This window comes from Sinomonas atrocyanea, assembly GCF_030812675.1.
Lineage (GTDB): Bacteria > Actinomycetota > Actinomycetes > Actinomycetales > Micrococcaceae > Sinomonas > Sinomonas atrocyanea_B.
In genome coordinates this window covers 123,430-143,364 of record NZ_JAUSTE010000005.1, presented here as the reverse complement: position 1 = coordinate 143,364, position 19,935 = coordinate 123,430, and the positions used below count along the sequence as shown (strand labels likewise).

Below are 19,935 nucleotides of genomic sequence, written 5' to 3'. Positions count from 1 at the left end.
CCACCATCCGGTGGGGCCCTCCGCCGTGTCCGGCCCTGCACCCCTCCGGCCTACGCGCGGGTAGGGAGGGAAACACTCCCGTGCCCGGAGGCGTTACAGTGGTTCGTGCACGTTTCGAGCAAGGAGTCGCCCTTGGGCATCTTGGATTCCATCGAGGGGCCGAAGGACCTCGCCCGCCTCGGCCCCGCCGAGCTCGAGGACCTCGCCGGGGAGATCCGGCAGTTCCTGATCCGCAATGTCGCCCAGACCGGCGGGCACCTCGGGCCGAACCTCGGCGTGGTCGAGCTCACGCTCGCGATCCACCGCACCTTCCGGTCCCCGTACGACAGCGTCATCTTCGACACCGGGCACCAGTCCTACGTCCACAAGCTGCTGACCGGCCGCAAGGACTTCTCCACCCTCCGGCAGGAGGGCGGCCTGTCCGGCTACCCCTCCCGCGCCGAGAGCGAGCACGACATCGTCGAGTCCTCGCACGCCTCCTCCTCCCTGTCCTGGGCGGACGGCATCTCCCGCGCCCGCAGGCTCACGGGCGAGGGCGACCGCTACACCGTGGTCGTGGTCGGCGACGGAGCCCTCACCGGCGGCATGGCCTGGGAAGCACTGAACAACATCGCCTCCGACAAGGACCGCCGCGTGGTGATCGTGGTCAACGACAACGGCCGCTCGTACGCCCCGACGGTGGGCGGCCTCGCGGACTACCTCGCGTCCCTGCGCACGGCGATCGACAAGGTCCGCACCGCGCCGGCCTACGAGGGCATGCTCGAGGTCGCCAAGAAGCGGCTGCAGAACGGCGGTCCCGTCGGCCAGTTCGTGTACAAGGGCCTGCACGCCACCAAGAAGGGCATCAAGGACTGGTGGGCCCCCCAGGGCATGTTCGAGGACCTCGGGCTCAAGTATGTCGGCCCGGTGGACGGCCATGACCAGCGCGCGCTCGAGGAGGCGCTCGCCACGGCCAGGAACTTCGCAGGCCCCGTGATCGTCCACGCGATCACCGAGAAGGGCCACGGCTACGCCCCGGCCCGCAACCACGAGGCCGACCAGTTCCATGCCGTCGGCGTGATCGACCCCGAGACGGGACAGCCCACCGGACCCGGCTCCGGGCCCTCGTGGACCTCGGTCTTCGCCGAGGAGATTGCGGCGATCGCCGACGAGCGCGAGGACGTCGTCGGCATCACCGGTGCCATGCTCATCCCGGTCGGCCTGGCCACGTTCGCCCAGCGGCATCCGGACCGCGTGATCGACGTCGGCATCGCCGAGCAGCACGCCGTCACGAGCGCCGCCGGCCTCGCGTTCGGCGGGCTCCACCCCGTCGTGGCGCTGTACGCGACCTTCCTCAACCGGGCCTACGACCAGCTCCTGATGGACGTGGCGCTGCACAAGGCCGGCGTCACCCTCGTGCTCGACCGCGCCGGGGTCACGGGCCCCGACGGCGCGAGCCACCACGGCCAGTGGGACATGGCCCTCGTCCAGAGCGTCCCCGGGCTGCACCTGGCCGCGCCGCGGGACGCGACGCGCCTGCGCGAGGAACTCCGCGAGGCGATCGCGGTGGACGACGCCCCGACGGTCGTGCGCTTCTCCAAGGGGACCGTCGGGGCCGAGACAGAGGCGCTCGAGCGCCTCGACGACGGCGTCGACGTCCTCGCCCGCACGGGCCACGACGCCGAGGCCGACGGCGAGGCCGGGCCGGACGTCCTGCTCGTGGCCGTCGGCGCCATGAGCGACCTCGCGCTCGAGGTCGCCCAGCGGCTGGACCACCAGGGGATCAGCTCCACCGTCGTGGACCCCCGCTGGGTGCTGCCCGTGCCGCGGAGCATCATCCGCCTCGCGGCCCGCCACCGCATCGTCGTGTGCCTCGAGGACGGGGTCCGTGCGGGCGGCGTCGGCTCGAGGATCCGGCAGGAGATGCGCGCCGTCGGCGTGGACACGGCGCTGAACGAGGTCGGGCTCCCGGTGGAGTTCCTCGACCACGGTTCGCGGTCGCAGGTGCTCGCGCGGGTCGGCCTGACGGCCCAGCAGGTGGCGCATGACATCGTGGCCCAGGTCCTCGGGACCAAGGTCCCGTTCGCGCGGCCGCTGCCCGGCCAGGCTGCCCCCACCACGGGCACGCTCCCCCAGCTGTGAGCGGTCCGGCACCCGGAGCGGCCCGCGGAGCGTGGCCGATCCAGCCGCCCGCGCCGGCCGGCGCGCCGCGCCCGGGCGAGCTCGTCGCCGCCAGGAACCGCAAATGGGACGGCACCGCCCACTGGGTCGTCCCCGGCTTCGCGCTGGGCGAGGACGAGCACGGCTGGTGGGTGTACCAGGGGCGCGGCGAGTTCATCTCCCGCCCCGGGGCCGCGCTCCACACCCGCTCGGACGCGGTCCTGCTCATCCCGCGCGCGGGAGGCTACGCCGCGACCTTCTACGACGACACCAACCCCGGCGGCTTCCGCGTTTACGTGGACCTCGCGTGGGACCTCGCCTGGCAGCGCATCGGCGCCCCGGCGGGGGAGGGGCACCCCGGCGTCGTCGAGTTCCACATGGTCGACATGGACCTGGACGTGATCCGCACGGCCCACCACGGGGTCTTCGTCGACGACGAGGACGAGTTCGCGGACCACTCGGCCACGATGGCCTACCCGGACGGGCTGGTCGCCGCCGTCCGGTCCGAATGCGCGCGGCTGCACCGGGCCGTGCTCGAGGGCACCGGCCCCTTTGACGGCATCGCCGACGCCTGGATGGCGTTGGGACGGAAGGAGAACCCATGAGCTACGCGCGCGTCTACCGGCGCAGGGACGACGGCACGCTCGAGTTCCGGGAGGCGTGGCACGACGAGGAGGGCGGCCAGTTCGTGGTGAACCACGGCGTGGTGGGCCACCAGTCCGCGACGGAGGCCACGCACGACGTCGACGCTGCCGCCGCCGAGGGCCTCATGGCCGCCTTCGCTGCCCAGTGCGGGCAGGACGGCTACGCCCCGATCGGCGACGATGACCTGTGGCGGGTCGTGGCGCAGTTCGCGCTCAAGACGGCCGACGGCACCGACCGGGACCGGGCCCTCGAGCGGCAGGCCGTGCAGGCCCTCTCGGCCCACCTGGCCTGGCGCGGGCTCGGGACGGTCGAGGGCAGCGCCATCGGCAACGGCCGGCTCAACGTCTTCGCGACGTGCGTCGACCCGGCGAAGGCCGTTGCGGCGGTGAAGACGTGCCTGCGCGAGGCCACGAGCGACTACACGAAGCTCTCGGTCGCCGTCGCCCCTCTGGGCGATCCGGATGCCTTCAAGCTCAAGCACGCCCCCGCCGGCGTCCGCGGCTTCTCCCTCTGAGGCCGCCCTCGCCCGCCATCCCCGGGCACCCTTCCCTGGGCGCCCATCTCCGGTCGCTCTTCCCGGGGCGGCGCCCGCGGCACGGGTAGTCTGGCCCCATGACTGACTACCGCCGCCTCGGCCACTCCGGCCTGACCGTCTCGACCGTCGGCCTCGGGTGCAACAACCTCGGCCGCGCCAACACCCCGACCGAGACGCAGGAGGGCACCGACGCCGTCGTCCACGCCGCGATCGATGCCGGCATCACCCTCTTCGACGTCGCCGACGTCTACGGCCGCACGCCCGGCCTGAGCGAGGAGATGCTCGGGAAGGCGCTCAAGGGCCGCCGCGACGACGTCGTCGTCGCCACCAAGTTCGGCATGGACATGCACGGCGCGAACGGCAGGGACTTCGGCGCACGCGGCTCGCGGCGCTACATCCGCACCGCGGTCGAGGCCTCCCTCCGCCGCTTGGGGACCGACTGGATCGACCTGTACCAGTACCACACCCCGGACGTCGAGACCCCGATCGAGGAGACCCTCTCGGCGCTCGACGACCTCGTGCGCGAGGGCAAGGTGCGCTACATCGGGCACTCGAACCGCACCGGCTGGCAGATCGCGGAGGCGGAGTTCACGGCGCGCATGGGCGGGTTCACCCCGTTCATCTCGAGCCAGAACCACTACAACCTCCTCGACCGGCGCGCGGAGCTGGAGGTCACGGAGGCCGCCGAGGCGTACGGCCTCGGCGTGCTGCCGTACTTTCCGCTCGCGAACGGCCTCCTCACCGGCAAGTACTCCCGCGGCAGCGCCCCCGAGGGCTCGCGGCTGTCCCACACCCGCACCAACCTCGTCCACGACGCCGACTGGGACCAGCTCGAGAAGTTCTCCGCGTTCGCCGAGGAGCGCGGGCTGACGGAACTGGAGGTCGCGTTCTCGTGGCTCGCCGCGCAGCCCTCGGTCGCGAGCGTCATCGCGGGCGCCACCAGGCCCGAGCAGATCCGCCAGAACGCCGAGGCGGCCTCGTGGGAGCCGAGCGCCGAGGACCTCGCCGAGCTCGACGAGATCTTCCCCAAGACGCCGCGCGTCGCGCTGTTCTAGGGTCACCGCAGCCCGTGCACGAGAACTCCCGCCCGGTGGCCCACGAGCCGGGCCGTCCGCACCGGGCGGTCCTGCTCGACTGCGACACCGGGATCGACGACGCGCTCGCCCTGCTCTACCTGTGCAGCCAGCCCCAGGTGGAGCTCGTCGCCGTCACGAGCACCCCGGGCAACGTCGACGCCGACCAGGTCGCGGCGAACAACCTCGCCCTCCTCGAGCTGTGCGGGCGGCCGGACGTGCCGGTGGCGATCGGGGCGCGCAGGCCCCTCGAGGTCCCGCTCGTCACGACCCCGGAGACGCACGGCCCGCAGGGGATCGGCTACGCCGAGCTGCCCGCGGCGCACCGGGCCCCTGAGGCCCGGGACGCGGTCGACCTCTGGGTCGAGGCGGCCCGCGCGCGCCCGGGCGAGCTGACGGCGCTCATCACGGCCCCGCTGACCAACTTCGCCCTCGCCCTGCGGGCCGAGCCCCGCCTTCCCGAGCTGCTCGCGGGCGTGGTGATCATGGGCGGCGCCTACTACTACCAGGGCAACACGACGCCCACCGCCGAGTGGAACACGCACGTGGACCCGCACGCGGCCGCCGAGGTGTTCGCGGCGTTCTCCGGCCAGCCCGAGGACCGGCTGCCCACCGTGTGCGCGCTCGAGACCACCGAACGGATCGAGATGCACCCGCGCCACTTGGCTGCCCTGGCCGAGGCCGCCGGCTGCAGCGAGCCCGAGCTCGTGCTTCCCGACCAGCCCCAGGGGCAGCGCTCCACCGCCTCGAACCGGCTCGTGCGGCACGTGAGCGACATGCTGCGCTTCTACTTCGAGTTCCACCGGCTCTACGACCAGGGCTACGTGGCGCACATCCACGACTACTTCGCCGCCAGCGTGGCCGCCGGGACGGCCCGCTACGCCGCGCGGGCGGCCGCCGTGCACGTGGAGACCCGGGCGCCGCGCCTGCTGGGCACCACGGTCGCCGACTACCGGGGCCTGTGGGAGGAGCCCCCCTCGGCGCGCATCGTGAGCGCCAACCACCCCGAGGAGGCGTTCGCGGAGCTCATCGCCTCGCTCGGCGCCCTCGCGCGCCGGGTGGGCTAGAATTTCTGTGCCCCGGCCCGCCCGGGGGCGACCGCCGAGGTGACATAGGCGGGAGGCAATCCACTTTCCGCAACCGCTGCATCCGTGAAGGACGTGCCCTGGCCATGTCGCACCCCCTGACAGAAGACGCCCCGCGCCGCTCCCCGCTCAGGACGGTCCTCATCGTCCTTGGGGCCGCGGCCATCCTCGCGACGTTCATCTACCTCGTGGCCACCTCTCCCGCGGAGCCCGTGGACACGCCCTCGGCGTCGGCAGCCCTCGTGGCGCTCACGGGCTACGGCATCGCGACCGTCCTCCTCTTCGCTGGCATCCTGCCCACCCTGCCCACCACGACCCTCGCGCTCATCCCCGTGGCCCTCGTGCTGAACATCGTGCTCGGCCAGTTCGTCGGGACCACGCTCGTGCCGATCTACCTCGACTCGATCGGCACGGTGCTCGTCGGCTTCCTCGCCGGGTCGGCCGCCGGGGCGGCCACGGGGCTGCTGAGCACCATCGTGTGGTCCTTCTTCAACCCGACCCTCATCCCGTTCGCCGCCGGTGCCGCGGTCATCGGCGCCCTCGCCGGCCTCGCCGCCCGCATCGGCGCCGTCCGGCGGTTCTGGTGGGTCCCCGTCGCCGGACTCGTCACCGGAGCCGTCGCCGCGGTCATCGGCTCGACGGTGGCCGTCGCAGTGTTCGGCGGGACCTCCACCGGCGCGACCGGGGCCGTCATCGCCGTCTTCCGGGCCGCCGGGGACAGCCTCGTCGACTCGGTCGTGAAGGGCTCGATCGCCTCCGACCTGACGGACAAGCTCGTCACGTTCGTCCTCGCGGCGGCCCTGGCCTACGCGCTCCCGCGGCGGGCGACGGCCCGATTCGAGTTCGTCCGGGCGCACCGCGTGCTCGCGCGGCGCGGCCTCCCCGAGGCGGCCCGCGCTGCCTGAGCATCCCGCGGCGCCCGCCGCCGGGCGCCGCCTCAATCCGCTCACGGGGCTCGCACTGGCCGCGACGGGGGCGCTCGCGTGCCTCGCGGCCACCCACTGGGCGGTGTGGGCCGGAGCGCTCGTCGTGGCGGCCGCCCTGTCCGCCCGTGCGGGCACGCTGCGGCGCGTCGCCGCCGCGGCCGCCGTCGTGGTCGCGCCGTTCGCACTCTGGGCGTTCCTGATCCACGGGCTCTTCTTCCCCGAGGGCGCCACGGTGCTCGCCGCCTGGGGCCCGGCCCGGGTCACGGTCGAGGGGCTCGTCTACGCCGCCGGGTTCGTGCTGAGGACCGCGGCCCTCGTCGGCACGATGCTCGCCTTCTCGGTCTGGGCCGACGTGGCGGTGCTCCGGGCGGCCCTCGTCCGGCGGAGGGTCCCGGCGCAGCTCGGCTACGTCCTCGCCTCCGCCCTCGGCCTCGCGGCCACGGTCTCCGACCGAATGCGCCGAATCCGCCAGGCGCAGGAGGCCCGCGGCCTCGTGGTCCGGCCCGGGCCCGGCGGCCGTGTCCTCGCAGCCCGGTTGCAGGCCGTCCCGCTGGTGCTCGCCCTCGTGGACGAGGCGGGGGAGCGCGCGCTGGCCCTCGACGCGCGGGGCCAGGCGCTTCCCGGCCCCCGCACCGCGTACGTGGACGAGCCCGACTCGGCCGCCCAGCGCGCCCTGCGGTGGGCCCTCGTCGCCGTCTCGGCCGCCCTCGTGGTCGCGGCCCTCGTCCCCGGGGCAGCCCGGGCGGCCGCCGCGGCGGGCGGCGGGGGATGAGCGCGGCCGCCACGCCGGTGCTCTCGGCGCTCGTGGAGCGCTTCGCGTACGACGACGGGCCGCCCGTGCTGCGGGACGTCCGGCTCGCGCTCGGGCCGGGCACCCTCACGGCAGTGCTGGGCGCCTCCGGCAGCGGGACGTCGACGCTCGCCAGGGTCCTCGCCGGCTGGGGCGTCGCCGGCGGCCAGAATTTGTTCGCCGGCTACCTCGAGCTCGGCCAGGGTGCGGCGCGGCAGCCGGCCGGGGGCTCGGCGGTGCCCCCGGGCCCGCGAGGCGGGCGCGGAGGTCCCGCACGGCTGGTGTTCCGCGGACGCCCCGACGACCCGCGGCTGCGCCTCGGAGCGTGGGGGCAGCACGTCGCCTACGTGCCGCAGCGGCCCGGGGACCTGCTGACGGGCGCGTCCGCCACGGTCGGCGAGGAGATCGCGTTCGCCCTCGAGCAGCGTGCCGTACCGCGCGGGCCCCTGCGCGAGCGCACCGCGCGCGCGGCCGAGGCGGTGGGCCTCGGACACCTGCTCGGCAGGGATCCGGCCGGGCTGTCCGGGGGCGAGCAGCGCCGCCTCGCCCTCGCCTGCGCGATCATCGCCGAACCCGCGGTCCTCATCCTCGATGACCCCACGGCCTCCCTCGACGCGGCGGGCAGCGCTGCCCTCTGGCGGCTCATCGCGGCCGAGCGGGCCAGGGGCGCCGCCGTGGTGCTCGCGGGGGCCTGTGCCGACCCGATCGCGCGGCGCGCCGACCACTGGGTCCTCCTCCGCGCCGGGACCGCCGCGGCCGAAGGGACCCCTGCCGAGGTCCTCGCATCCGCCGCCTTCGCCGCCTCGGGCGTGCTCGCCCGCGATCCGGGGGAGGAGGAGGCCGCCGGGCCGGGACCGGTGGCCCGGGCCGCGGACTGCGGCGCGGCCCCCCGCCCGGGAGCGGCGGGGCCGCTCGCGGCTCTCGAGCAGGTCGCCTTCGCCTACCCGGGCACGGGGCGGCGCGTCCTCGACGGGGCCGACCTGGCCGTGGCCCCCGGCGAGGTCGTCGCCCTCACCGGGCCCAACGGCGCGGGAAAGTCCACCGCGCTGCGGCACCTCGCCGGACTGCTGCGCCCGCAGGCCGGCCGGGTCCGCGTCGCGGGTGCAGACATCGCGGGGAGCCCCGCCGGCCGCGTCGCGGACCAGGTGGGGACCCTGTTCCAGGAACCCCGCGACCAGCTCTTCGAGCGCACGGCCCTGCGCGAGGTGTCCTTCGGGCTGCGTCTGCGGGCGCCCGGGCGCCGCCGCCTGGATCCGGAGGCCGCCCGCTCCCGTGCGCTCGGCGCGCTCGAGGAGGTGGGCCTCGCCGCCGACGCCGGGGCGCACCCGTACGACCTGCCCGCCTCCGCCCAGCGCCTGCTCGCGCTCGCGACGGTCCTCGCGCGTCGGCCGCGCGTGCTCCTGCTCGACGAGCCTACGGTGTGGCTGGACGGGCCCGCTCTCGCCCGCCTCGAAGCGGTCGTGGCGCGGGCCGCGGAGGCGGGGGCCGGCGTCGTGCTCTCGACCCATGCCCTCGCCTGGGCGACGCGCCGCGCGCACCGCGTGCTCTCCCTCGAGGAGGGGCGCTTCGTGCCCGCCTGAGGTGAGACCGGGTTCCGGTAGGGTCGATCTCGGGCCGCGCGGCAGCGGCGGCCCGGAAGCAGGAGGAGGACGCGTGGGCGCAGCGTGGGAGCGCTGGGAGGGGTTCTGGGTGGCCGGCGTGCACCGGGGCGCCGTGTGCCGGACGTTCGACGGCGAGCTGCTCACCACCCGCATCGCGTTCGAGGACGGCGCGGGGACCCTCTTCGCATCCGAGTCCCTCCTGCGGCTGGCCCCGTCCGGGGAGACCTGGCACGCCTTCCGGTACCGGCAGGAGCCGGGCGGCCTCGAGGAGGGCGCGCGCCGCGAGGAGGCCGACCTCGGTGCCGACACGCTCCCGGCGAGCGGGGAGTACCTGCTCGTTGCGCAGCTGGCCGCGTCCGCCCGCGAGGGCGCCGTGTACCGGCGGGTGGAGGAGGCGGCGCCGGACGGGCTGCCCGCGCCCGCCGAGGTCCGCCGGTCGCCGGCCGAGCCGGTCGACCTCCCCGAGGGGCGCTCCGTGGCGGCAGAGCGCTTCGACGTGACGGCCGGCGGCCAGCGCGTGGCGTCGTACTGGACCCATGGCGGCGCCGTGGTCCGCAGTGCCTGGGCGGGCGCCCTGTGCTTCGCGGCCGCGTCCGGCGAAGACGCGCTCGTCGGCACCGACAGGCGCCTGGGCGCCTTCCTGGCCGAGGGCTTCCCACCCGCCTGAACCCCGCAACGGACGGCCAGAGACCCCGCAACGGACGGCCAGAGACCCCGCAGCGGAAGGCCAGAGACCCCGCAACCGTGGGGGCGGTTGAGGGGTCTCTGGCGCAGCCTTGCGGGGTCCCTGGCGCTCAGGACTCCCGGTGGAATGGGGTCCCGTTGACCCGCTCGGAGGCACCGACCCGGTCCAGGTAGGGCGTGATGCCGCCGAGGTGCATCGGCCAGCCGGCACCGAGGATCATGCACAGGTCCACGTCCTCCGCCCCGGCGACGACCCCCTCGGCGAGGATGAGCCCGATCTCCTCCGCGAGGGCGTCCTGGCAGCGGGCGAGGACCTGCTCGGACGTGGACGGGGACTGCCCGAAGGAGAGCACCTCGAGGGCCTCGGCACGGAGCTCGCGCCGGCCGTCCGGCCCGGTCGTCCACAGGCCCTTGACCCCGGCGTCGATGAGCGCCTGCTGGTTTGCCGAGACGTGGAACCTGTCGCCGAAGGCTGCATGGAGGGACTCCGCGACGTGCTGGGCGACCGGCAGGCCCACCATCTCGGCGAGCACGAACGGCGTCATCGGCAGGCCCATGGGGGCCAGGGCGTTGTCGGCGACCTCGGCAGGCGTTCCCTCGTCGAACGCCGCCGTGACCTCGCCCATGAGCCGCAGGAGCACGCGGTTCACCACGAAGGCCGCGGCGTCCTTGACCAGCACCGCCGTCTTCTTCAGGCCCCTGGCGAGGACGAAGGCCGTGGCGAGCACGGCATCGTCCGTCGCGGGGGCGCGGACGATCTCGATGAGCGGCATGAGGGCCACGGGGTTGAAGAAGTGGAACCCGACCACGCGTTCGGGGTGGGCGAGGTCCTCCGCCATGGCGGTCACGGACAGCGAGGAGGTGTTGGTCGCGAGGATGCACTCGGGCTTCACCACGGCCTCCACCTCGGCGAGGACCTGCTTCTTGACGGAGAGCTCCTCGAACACGGCCTCGATGACGAAGTCCGCGTCCGCGAACTCGGCCTTCGAGACGGAGCCGGTCACGAGGGCCTTGGTGCGGTTCGCGGCATCGCGGGAGATCCTGCCCTTGGCCAGGAGCCGGTCCACCTCGCCGTGCACGTGGCCGACGCCCCTGTCCACCCGGGCCTGGTCCACGTCGGTCATGACCACCGGGACCTTGAGCTGGCGGGCGAAGACGAGCGCGAGCTGGCCCGCCATGAGTCCGGCGCCGACCACGCCCACCTTCGTGACGGGGCGGCCGAGCTTGGCGTCCGGCGCTCCGGCGGGCCGCTTGGCGCGCTTCTGGACGAGGTCGAGGAACGCGTACACGGTGTCGCGGAACTGCGGGGTCTGCATCAGCCCGGTGAGGGCGGCGACCTCGAGCTCCGCCGACTCCTTCTGCGTCGCCGCGGCGCCGGCCTCGAACACGTCGAGGACCTTGCCGGGGGCAGGGGCGGCGTCGGAGGTCCTGGCGGCGACGAACTCCCTGCCGGCGGCTGCGGCGGCGGCCCAGCGCTCGGCGGCGGCAGGGTCGGTGCGGGGCTCGACCGCGTTCGGCCGCTCGACGGCGGTCCCGCCGGAGAGGACGGACGCGGCCCAGGCGAGCGAGCGCTCGAGGAAGTCTGCCGGCTCGAAGAGCGCGTCCGCGACACCGAGCCGGAACGCCTCCTGGCCGCCGATCGTGCGGTTGTTGCTCAGGGGGTTCTCGATCATGACCTTCAGGGCGGCCTCGGGCCCTGTGAGCCGGGGGAGGCGCCAGACGCCGCCCCATCCGGGGACGAGGCCGATGAAGGCCTCGGGCAGGCCGATGCCCTGCGCACCGGACGAGACGGTGCGGTACGTGCAGGCGAGGGCGATCTCGAGGCCGCCGCCGAGCGCCACGCCGTTGATGAAGGCGAACGTGGGGACGCCCAGGTCAGCCAGCAGGTCGTACGCGGCGTGGCCGAGACGGGCCATCTGCTCGCCCGCGGCCGGATCGCGCAGCGTCTTGACGGTGGTCAGGTCCGCGCCGGCCACGAGGAAGTAGGGCTTGCCCGTGACGGCGGCGGCGTGGATCTCCCCGGCGGCGGCACGGTCGCGGAGGCCCTCGAGCGTGCGGCCGAGCTCGATGAGCGTCCGGGGGCCGAGGGTGGTCGGCTTCGCGTGGTCCAGGCCGTTGTCGAGGGTGATGAGGGCGATGCGGAAGGACCTGCCGCCCGCGCTGACCTCGACCTCGTTGACGAGCGAGTGGGTGACGATCTCGTCGGGCACCTGGGCGGCGAGCGTGGAGAACGCGTCGAAGGTGGACTGGGCAGTCATGGCGGTGTTCACTCGCCCTTTCCGTAGTCGGCGTGGTGGGGGTTCTCCCAGATGACCGTGCCCCCCATGCCGAGGCCGATGCACATGGTGGTGATGCCGTAGCGGACGCCGGGGTCCTCGGCGAACTGGCGCGCGAGCTGGGTCATGAGGCGCACGCCCGACGAGGCGAGGGGGTGCCCGACGGCGATCGCGCCGCCGTAGCGGTTGACGCGGGGATCGTCGTCGGCGATGCCGAAGTGGTCGAGGAAGCTGAGGACCTGGACGGCGAACGCCTCGTTGACCTCGAACAGGCCGATGTCCCCGATGGTGAGGCCGGCCTTGGCGAGGGCCTTCTCGGTGGACGGCACCGGCCCGATGCCCATGATCTCCGGCTCGACGCCGGCGAACGCATAGGAGACCAGGCGCATCTTCGGGGCGAGGCCCAGCTCCTCGGCGGTCTCGGCGGAGGTCAGGAGGCAGGCGGTGGCCCCGTCGTTGAGCCCTGCGGCGTTGCCGGCAGTGACGCGCCCGTGCGGCCGGAACGGGGTGCGCAGGGCCGCGAGGTCCTCGATGGTCGTTCCGGGGCGAGGGGGCTCGTCGGTGGTTGCGAGGCCGAACCCTTCGCCGGGCCGGTGGGTGGCGACGGGCACGAGGTCGGGCTGGATCCTGCCGTCGGCGTAGGCGGCAGCGAGCTTGGCCTGGGAGGCCGCCGCGTACGTGTCGGCGCGCTCCTTGGTGATGGCGGGGAAGCGGTCGTGCAGGTTCTCCGCCGTGTTGCCCATGTTCAGGGCCGCCGGGTCGACGAGGCGCTCCGACATGAAGCGCGGGTTGGGGTCGGCGCCCTGCCCCATGGGGTGATTGCCCATGTGCTCGACGCCGCCGGCGATGACGACGTCGTACGCGCCGACGCCGATCCCGCTCGCCGTGGCGGTCACGGCGGTCATGGCGCCGGCGCACATGCGGTCCACCGCGAAGCCCGGCACCGAGCGGGGCAGGCCCGCGAGGAGCGCGGCCGTGCGCCCGATGGTGAGGCCTTGGTCGCCGGTCTGGGTGGTCGCGGCGATGGAGACCTCGTCCACGCGCTCGGCCGGGAGGGACGGGTTGCGGCGCAGCAGCTCGCGGATGGTCTTCACGACGAGGTCGTCGGCGCGCGTGCCGTGGTAGATCCCCTTCTCTCCGGCCTTGCCGAACGGGGTGCGGACGCCGTCAACGAAGACGACGTCCCGGATGTGCCTGCTGGACATGGGCAGCTCCTTGGGTCTCTGGCGGGCGGTGACCGCCCTCACAGTCATGTTACTGAGCAGTAACTTGGTCTGCAAAGGCGGCACCCCGGTCGGCCCGGGAGCCGGCCCTCAGTCGCGCCCGGAGGCTGCTGTCCTGGCCCCGGCGGCCGCCTTGGGCGGACGGGGGTGCGTGAATGCCTCCAGCAGGAGCGGCACGGTCTCGGCGATCTGCCACGGCCGGGCACCCAGGCTCCGCAGGGCGTCGGCGAGCGTGTCCGGCGAGAGGGGCTCCGGCGGGCGCCACGCGACGCGGCGCAGGTGGTCCGGCGTGAGGAGGTTCTCGGTGGGCATGCCGAGCTCCTCGGCGCGGGCGGCGATCCGCGGCCGGGCCGTCTTGAGCCGCGCGGCGGCCTCGGGGTCGCGGTCGTCCCACACACGGGGCGGGGGCGGGCCGGAGCTCGGCAGGTGCAGGGGCGGCAGCTCGCCCGCGTCGAGGCGGCGGGCGGCGGCGACGGCACGGAGCCAGCGCGGCGCCTCGCGCTGGGCGGCGCGCCCGTGGAAGCCCTTGGTGGCGAGGAGCTGGGGCACGGTCGCGGGCATCTCCCGGGCCACGGCGACGAGGGCCGAGTCCGGGATGAGCTTGCCGGGAGCGATGTCCCGCTTCTCCGCGAGCGCGTCGCGCTCGAGCCAGAGTTCGCGCACGGCGGCGAGCTGGCGGCGGTCGCGGATCTGGTGCAGCCCGGACGTGCGCCGCCACGGATCGGCCTTGGGCTCGGCCACGCCGGCGGCGAGAATCGCCGCGAACTCCTCGGCCGCGTACTCCAGCTTTCCCTGGGACTCGAGCAGGTCGGCGAGCTCGTCCCGCAGCTCCACGAGGACCTCGACGTCGAGGGCCGCATAGCGCAGCCACGGCTCGGGGAGGGGCCGCGTCGACCAGTCCGCCGCGGAGTGCTCCTTGGCGAGGCTGAAGCCGAGGAGCTGTTCGACGACGGCGGCCAGCCCCACGCGGGGTAGGCCCGCGAGCCGGGCAGCGAGCTCGGTGTCGAAGAGGCGGTCCGGCCACATGCCGAGCTCCGAGAGGCAGGGGAGGTCCTGCGTGGAGGCATGGATGATCCACTCGACCCCCGCGAGGGCGTCGTTCAGGATGGCGAGGTCCTCGAAGGGCTCCGGGTCGATGAGCCAGGTCCCGGACCCCTCACGGCGGATCTGGACGAGGAAGGCGCGCTGGCCGTAGCGGAATCCGGAGGCGCGCTCGGCGTCCACTCCGGCGGGCCCGGTGCCCCGGGCGAGGGAGGCGGCGGCCCGTTGCAGGCCCTCCTGGGTCGAGATCACGAGGGGAACGCCGTCGCGGGGCTCGTCGAGCTGGATGACCGCGGGGACCGGGACCCCGAAGCCTTCCACCAGGATGTTCTCCGGCGTCGTCGTGGCGGGCGGGGGGACCTGGGTCGCTTCCGGGCCCTGGTCGGGTCCGCTGCCCGATCCCGTCCCGGTGGCGTCGTGGGGCTGTGCGGTCATGATGTCGCCAGTCTATCGCCGCCGCCCGCGGCGCCCCGCCTCGAGGGACGCCGGCTCAGCGGGGATCGTCCCTGCGCCGGCGCCGCGGCAGCACAGCCACACCCTCCGGCAGCGGCGGGATCCCGGCGAAGGTGGAGACCATGTCGCACCAGGCCTCGAGGTGGTCACGGAGGTCCGGGCCGTCCGGGGTCCAGGAGGCGCGCAGCTCGATGTCGATCGTGTCGTGCCGGTCGGCGAGCGTCCCGTAGCTCTCCGAGAGGACCCGCGTGGCAGTCCCGCCGGCGGCGGTGTAGCGGGCGTGGTGCTTCTCGAGGGCCTCGACGAGCCAGGTCCAGGCCACGGAGCCGAGGAGGGCATCGTTGCCCATCTCAGGCTCGAGCTGGGCCCTGATGTAGGTCACGACGCGGAAGGTCCCGTCCCAGACGGCCGGGGGCTCCGGGTCGTGGAGGAGGATGAAGCGGCCGGTGGCGAGCTCCTCGTCCCCGTCACGGACGTCGGCCTCGAGGGCGACGGCGTAGGGAGCGAGCCTCGCGGGTGCCGGGATCTCCTCGAGGCGGAAGTCTCCCTGGCGGAGCATGCCCGTGGCGCTCCGCATGGAGCGGAGGGCTGTCAAGAAGTCCGCAGGCAGGTGTGCTAGTGCGGTCACGGTCCCAGAGTACGCTGGCGCCCATTTCCCGGGCAGGAACGGCACGCCGGGGCGGCCGCCCCGCTCACCCCTGCGTGGCGGCCAGCTCGACCTTGATCCAGCCCGGCTCGCGCAGGTCGAACGCCTCGTACGCGCCGATGGCCGAGCCCAGCTGCTCGTGCTCGGTGATGAGCGCGGTCGGGTCGAACTGACCGGCGGCCACCATGTCGATCAGGGGCGGGGTGACCGAGTGGTGGTCGCAGTTGCCCATCCGGATCGTCAGGTTCTTGTTCATCGCCTGCCCGATCGGATACTGCCCGACCTGCGGCGGGTACACGCCGATGATGCCGATCCGCCCGCACTTCGCGACCGCCTCGACCGCCCATCGTGCCGCCTGGGACGGACCGTCGCCGGGCTTGAAGTGCTCGCCCCGCGGCGCGGCGTCCGGGGCAATCTGCCGCACCTCCGCGTCGAACGCCTCCGCCTGCTCTTGCGGCGGCGCCGCGGGTCCGCGCTTGGGACGCTCCGCGTCGACTCCGACGGCGTCGATCACCGCGTCGGCGCCGATCCCGTTCGTCAGCTCCCGGATCGCCTCGACGGGGTCCTCGGCATTGAAGTCCACGATCTCGCAGTGCTGGGCGAGGGCGGCGGCGAGGCGCGTCTCCTCTCCGTCCACCACGATCACCCGCGCTGCGCCCTGCTTGAACGCGGACGCGGCAGCGAACTGCCCGACGATCCCCGCCCCGAAGACGGCCACGACGTCGCCCCGGCGCACGCCGGCGAGCTCGGCGCCGAACCACCCCGTCGGGAAGATGTCGGAGAGCAGGATCGCCTGCTCGTCGGAAACGGTGTCGGGCAGCGGATGCAGGGTGTTCTGCGCCCACGGGATGCGCGCGTACTCGGCCTGCAGGCCGTCCACCGGCCCCGTCATCTCGGGGCCGCCGAAGAAGCTCGTCCCCGCCTGGGGGCCGTTCGGGTTCGCGACGTCGCACTGGGCGGTGTGCCCCATGCGGCAGTACCGGCACGCCCCGCAGGAGATTGTCGAGTTGACCAGCACCCGGTCGCCGGGGCTGAAGCCGCGCACCGCGTCGCCCACCTCGGTGACGACTCCCACCGCCTCGTGGCCGAGGACCGTGCCCTCCCGCATCCCGGACATCGTGCCGCGCACCATGTGCAGGTCGGTGCCGCAGATCGCCGAGCGGGTGATCCGCACGATGGCGTCGTGGGGGTCCCTGAGGGTGGGCTCGGGAACGTCGTCGAGTCGGATATCGCCAATGCCATGCCAGACCACTGCCTTCATGGTCCGGGTACTACCCGCGGCCGGGCCGGTCCCAAACGGATCGGGGCCCGGCGGCAGGCCAGCAGGCTAGCGCGCGAGTTCCTCCCTGAGGGCCTCGGCGAAGCGGTCAACGTCGTCCTCCGTGGTGTCGAAGGAGCACATCCAGCGCACCTCGCGGCGCGCCGCGTCCCAGTCGTAGAAGCGGAACCGCTCGCGCAGCCTGTCCGCGACGCCCTCGGGCAGGATCGCGAAGACCCCGTTCGACTCGGTGGCCTGGGTGAGCTCGACGCCGTCGAGTCCCTCCACCGCCGCGCGGAGGCGTGCGGCCATCGCGTTCGCGTGGGCGGCCGAGCGCAGCCACAGGCCGTCCTCGAGCAGGGCCAGGAACTGGGCGGAGACGAAGCGCATCTTCGAGGCGAGCTGCATGTCCATCTTGCGCAAGTAGGTCAGTCCGTGGGCCGCCTCGGCGTCCAATGCCACGACGCACTCGCCGAAGAGCATGCCGTTCTTGGTCCCGCCGAAGGAGAGGATGTCGATCCCGGCGTCGGAGGTGAACTCCCGCACCGGGACGCCGAGGCCGGCGGCGGCGTTCGCGAGCCGTGCCCCGTCCATGTGGACCTTCATCCCGCGGGCGTGGGCGTGCTCCGTGATGGCGCGCAGTTCGCCGACCGAGTACCGCGTCCCCAGCTCGGTCGTCTGCGTGAGGGAGACGGCCAGCGGCTGGGCGCGGTGCTCGTCGCCCCAGCCCCAGGCCTCCCGGTCGATCAGCTCGGGCGTGAGCTTGCCGTCCGGGGTCGGGACACCGAGGAGCTTAAGGCCGCCGACCCGTTCCGGGGCGCCGTTCTCGTCCACGTTGATGTGGGCTGTCGTCGCGCACACCACCGCGCCCCAGCGCGGCACGAGCGACTGCAGCGAGACGACGTTCGCCCCCGTGCCGTTGAACACGGGGTACGCCTCGACGCCCTCGCCGAACAGCGCCTCCATCTCTGCCTGGAGCCGCGCGGTGTACTCGTCCTGCCCGTACGAGACCTGGTGGCCGCCGTTGGCGGCGGCCAGGGCCGCGAGGACCTCCGGGTGGGCGCCGGAGTAGTTGTCGGAGGCGAAGCCCCGCACCGCGGCGTCGTGGAGCGGCCAGCCCGCGGGCGCGGCAGGGGACTGCACGGAGGAAGAAGGGGAAGTCACAGTCACAGTATGGCGCACTCGTTTCAGGTCTCGGGGTGCCCGGCCGTCCAGGCCGGGCTCAGGCGGTGAGGTCGAGGCGGGCGCCGTTGAGCTCGGCGGCGTCCTCGGAGAAGAGGGCCACGGCGCGCGCGGCCAGGGCGTCCACGTGGGTGTAGCCGGGGAACTTCCGCTCCGGTGCCGCGGCGCGCATCGCGTCGTCGAGGAGGGCCTTCACGGCGAGCACGACGGCGGCGCTCGTCTGGGGCGCGGGGTCCTCCTTGCGCTGGGACTGGCCCAGGGCGAGGCCCTGGGCCATGGAACGGATCCAGGCCTCGGCGGCGGCCTTGGCGGCCTGGTAATTGGCGTTGGCCGCGCTCGGGCGGGCGAGCGTCGTCGTGGAGACCATCGCGAACCGGCCCCGCGGGGACGCGGCGATGTCGTCGAAGAACGCCCGGGACGTGTTCCGCAGCGTGGTGATCGCCCCCCGGGCCAGGAAGTCCCAGTCGGCATCGCTCTGCGCGGTGAACGGGCTGCCGCCGCGCCAGCCCCCCACGAGGTGGATCACGCCGTCCACGCGTCCGAACCGGTCCCGCACCTCGTCCGCGAGCCGCTCGGTGGCGGCGAAGTCGGCGAGGTCGCACACGTGCTGGGGGACCGCGCCGCCCGCGCCGGCATCCGTGGCCGGTGCGCCGAAGGCGTCGGCGAGGCGGCCGGCGTCGGACCCCACGGCGATGGCAGTGGCACCTGCGGCGCGCAGGGCGCGGACGGCGGCCCGTCCGGAGGCCGAGGTGGCCCCCGCGACGAGCACGGCCGCGCCCTGCGCGCCGGATTCCGGCGGGAGCGTCACGCGGCGGCCTCCGGCCCGGCCGGGAGGGCGGTCTCGCCCGTGATGCCGGCCGTAGAGGCGATGACAGGGCGCATCTTCTTCTCCAGTGCCTCGTAGAACATGGACAGCGGGAACTCGTCGTCGAGGACCTGGTCGGTGATCTCGCGCGGCGTCCCGGTCAGGGGCAGGGCGTCGGGGCCCTTGGCCCACACCGAGGCCGGGTGCGGCGTGACGGTCCCGGCGACGAGCTCGTACGCTGCGAGCCAGTGTGCCACCTTGGGCCGGTCGATGGAACGCCAGTACAGCTCGTCGATGGCGTCCCCGAGGGCGCTGACCACCTCGGGCACCCGGTCCCAGTCGATCGCGAGCTTGGTGTCCGTCCAGTGGAGGACGTGGTGCTGGTGCATCCAGGCGAAGAGGAGCTGGCCCCCGAGCCCGTCGTAGTTGCGCACGCGTGAGCCGGTGATCGCGAACCGGAAGATCCGGTCGAAGATCACGGCGTACTGGACGAGCTTTGCGTGCCGCCGCGCCTCGGGCGCCGCCTTCTGGTCCCGCTCGATCTTCACCGACTCGCGGAAGGCGGTGAGGTCGCAGCGGAGCTCTTCGAGGGAGTAGAGGAAGAACGGCATGCGCTGCTTGATCATGAAGGGGTCGAAGGGCAGATCGCCGCGCATGTGGGTGCGGTCGTGGATGAGGTCCCACATCACGAACGTCTCCTGGGCGAGCTTCTGGTCCGTGACGAGCTCGGCGGCGTCCGCGGGCAGCTCGAGGTCGGTGACCTTGGCGGCGGCGTTGAGCACACGGCGGAAGCGGGCCGCCTCGCGGTCGGCGAAGATGGCGCCCCACGTGAAGGTGGGGACCTCGCGCATGGCGACGGTCTCGGGGAAGAGCACCGCCGAATTGGTCGCGTAGCCGGGCGTGAAGTCGAGGAAGCGGATCGGCACGAAGAGCCGGTTGCTGTACTCGCCGGCCTCGAGCTCGGCGACGAACTCGGGCCACACCACCTCGACGAGGAGGGCCTCGACATGCCGGTTGCGGCTCCCGTTCTGCGTGTACATGGGGAAGACCACGAGGTGCGTCAGCCCGTCGACGCGGTGCTGCTGCGGCTGGAAGGCGTTCAGTGAGTCCAGGAAGTCGGGCACGCCGAACCCTGCCGTGGCCCAGGCGCGGAAGTCGGCGCCGAGCAGGCGGAGGTACTCGGCGTCGTGCGGGAAGCGCGGGGCCAGCGCCTCCACGGCTGCGGTGATGGTCTCGACGAGGGCAGCGGCGCGACCATGGTCCGCCGCGTCCGGCACGGAGCCGTCCTGAGCCTGCAGCCCCTGGAACTCGACGGCCGCGGCCCTGAGGGCGTGCCACGCCGGATCATCCTGGACGGGCAGGTTCGGGGTGGACGCGACGGCGGTCGCGGCGGCGGTGGCGGACATGTCACTCTCGCTCTCTCTGAGGGGCCGGGGTGTGATCCGAGCGTAGCGAGAGAAAGCGTGGCCAAGGTCTGGAAGCAACGATGCATCAGAAACTCTTTTGCTCACGCCCCTGCTGACGCGAACGAGGAGGGCCGGCCGCTGGCCCTCGCCAGCAGCCGGCCCGGCGC

Annotated in this window: 17 protein-coding genes; 9 read left to right on the top strand and 8 right to left on the bottom strand. The window is 73.9% G+C overall.

All coding sequences use genetic code 11. From position 1 onward, the window contains the following. Positions 1-132 precede the first annotated feature (132 nt). The 9 genes from dxs to J2W20_RS09395 all read left to right on the top strand — a co-directional run bounded on the left by dxs (position 133) and on the right by J2W20_RS09395 (position 9,461). Positions 133-2,121: a 1-deoxy-D-xylulose-5-phosphate synthase gene (gene dxs / locus J2W20_RS09435; protein ID WP_307006280.1), complete on the top strand. Its 1,989-nt coding sequence runs from the start codon at positions 133-135 to the stop codon at positions 2,119-2,121. Next, positions 2,118-2,744 (top strand): DUF402 domain-containing protein, encoded by a 627-nt coding sequence (locus J2W20_RS09430; protein ID WP_373457993.1) that lies wholly within the window; start codon positions 2,118-2,120, stop codon positions 2,742-2,744. Before dxs ends, J2W20_RS09430 begins: the two co-directional genes overlap by 4 nt. Then, positions 2,741-3,298, top strand: coding sequence for a hypothetical protein (locus tag J2W20_RS09425; protein ID WP_307006279.1), 558 nt, complete (start codon positions 2,741-2,743; stop codon positions 3,296-3,298). Before J2W20_RS09430 ends, J2W20_RS09425 begins: the two co-directional genes overlap by 4 nt. Positions 3,299-3,396: 98 nt before the next feature. Then, a complete protein-coding gene (locus tag J2W20_RS09420; protein ID WP_307006278.1) occupies positions 3,397-4,374 on the top strand; it encodes an aldo/keto reductase in 978 nt (325 codons plus the stop codon). A 14-nt stretch (positions 4,375-4,388) separates the two neighbouring features. Continuing rightward, positions 4,389-5,459, top strand: coding sequence for a nucleoside hydrolase (locus J2W20_RS09415; protein WP_307006277.1), 1,071 nt, complete (start codon positions 4,389-4,391; stop codon positions 5,457-5,459). Between the two features lie 104 nt (positions 5,460-5,563). After that, a complete protein-coding gene (locus tag J2W20_RS09410; RefSeq protein ID WP_307006276.1) occupies positions 5,564-6,382 on the top strand; it encodes an ECF transporter S component in 819 nt (272 codons plus the stop codon). Beyond that, positions 6,375-7,175: an energy-coupling factor transporter transmembrane component T gene (locus J2W20_RS09405; RefSeq protein WP_307006379.1), complete on the top strand. Its 801-nt coding sequence runs from the start codon at positions 6,375-6,377 to the stop codon at positions 7,173-7,175. The genes J2W20_RS09410 and J2W20_RS09405 overlap by 8 nt, the downstream gene beginning before the upstream one ends. Next, the gene (locus J2W20_RS09400) at positions 7,172-8,773 is read left to right on the top strand and encodes an ABC transporter ATP-binding protein (protein ID WP_307006275.1); all 1,602 of its coding nucleotides are present in this window, start codon (positions 7,172-7,174) and stop codon (positions 8,771-8,773) included. Before J2W20_RS09405 ends, J2W20_RS09400 begins: the two co-directional genes overlap by 4 nt. Before the next feature lie 73 nt (positions 8,774-8,846). After that, a complete protein-coding gene (locus J2W20_RS09395; protein ID WP_307006274.1) occupies positions 8,847-9,461 on the top strand; it encodes a hypothetical protein in 615 nt (204 codons plus the stop codon). Between the two features lie 127 nt (positions 9,462-9,588). Here the strand turns inward: J2W20_RS09395 and J2W20_RS09390 are convergent, their stop codons facing one another. From J2W20_RS09390 to J2W20_RS09355, 8 genes are all read right to left on the bottom strand, one after another. Next, a complete protein-coding gene (locus tag J2W20_RS09390) occupies positions 9,589-11,736 on the bottom strand; it encodes a 3-hydroxyacyl-CoA dehydrogenase NAD-binding domain-containing protein (RefSeq protein WP_307006273.1) in 2,148 nt (715 codons plus the stop codon). 8 nt (positions 11,737-11,744) lie between these two features. Then, the gene (locus J2W20_RS09385) at positions 11,745-12,959 is read right to left on the bottom strand and encodes a thiolase family protein (protein ID WP_307006271.1); all 1,215 of its coding nucleotides are present in this window, start codon (positions 12,957-12,959) and stop codon (positions 11,745-11,747) included. 108 nt (positions 12,960-13,067) lie between these two features. Further along, positions 13,068-14,453, bottom strand: a complete 1,386-nt coding sequence (locus tag J2W20_RS09380; protein ID WP_307006269.1) for a ribonuclease D — start codon at positions 14,451-14,453, stop codon at positions 13,068-13,070. 55 nt (positions 14,454-14,508) lie between these two features. After that, positions 14,509-15,099 (bottom strand): DUF3000 domain-containing protein, encoded by a 591-nt coding sequence (locus J2W20_RS09375; RefSeq protein ID WP_307006268.1) that lies wholly within the window; start codon positions 15,097-15,099, stop codon positions 14,509-14,511. Positions 15,100-15,163: 64 nt separating this feature from the next. Then, complete coding sequence (locus J2W20_RS09370; protein WP_307006266.1) at positions 15,164-16,378, bottom strand: zinc-dependent alcohol dehydrogenase; 1,215 nt, start codon at positions 16,376-16,378, stop codon at positions 15,164-15,166. A 66-nt stretch (positions 16,379-16,444) separates the two neighbouring features. After that, on the bottom strand, positions 16,445-17,545 hold the full coding sequence (locus J2W20_RS09365) for a threonine aldolase family protein (RefSeq protein WP_373457992.1): 1,101 nt from the start codon (positions 17,543-17,545) through the stop codon (positions 16,445-16,447). 52 nt (positions 17,546-17,597) lie between these two features. After that, complete coding sequence (locus J2W20_RS09360; RefSeq protein WP_307006264.1) at positions 17,598-18,365, bottom strand: SDR family NAD(P)-dependent oxidoreductase; 768 nt, start codon at positions 18,363-18,365, stop codon at positions 17,598-17,600. After that, complete coding sequence (locus J2W20_RS09355; RefSeq protein WP_307006263.1) at positions 18,362-19,768, bottom strand: DUF6421 family protein; 1,407 nt, start codon at positions 19,766-19,768, stop codon at positions 18,362-18,364. Before J2W20_RS09355 ends, J2W20_RS09360 begins: the two co-directional genes overlap by 4 nt. Positions 19,769-19,935: the final 167 nt, after the last annotated feature.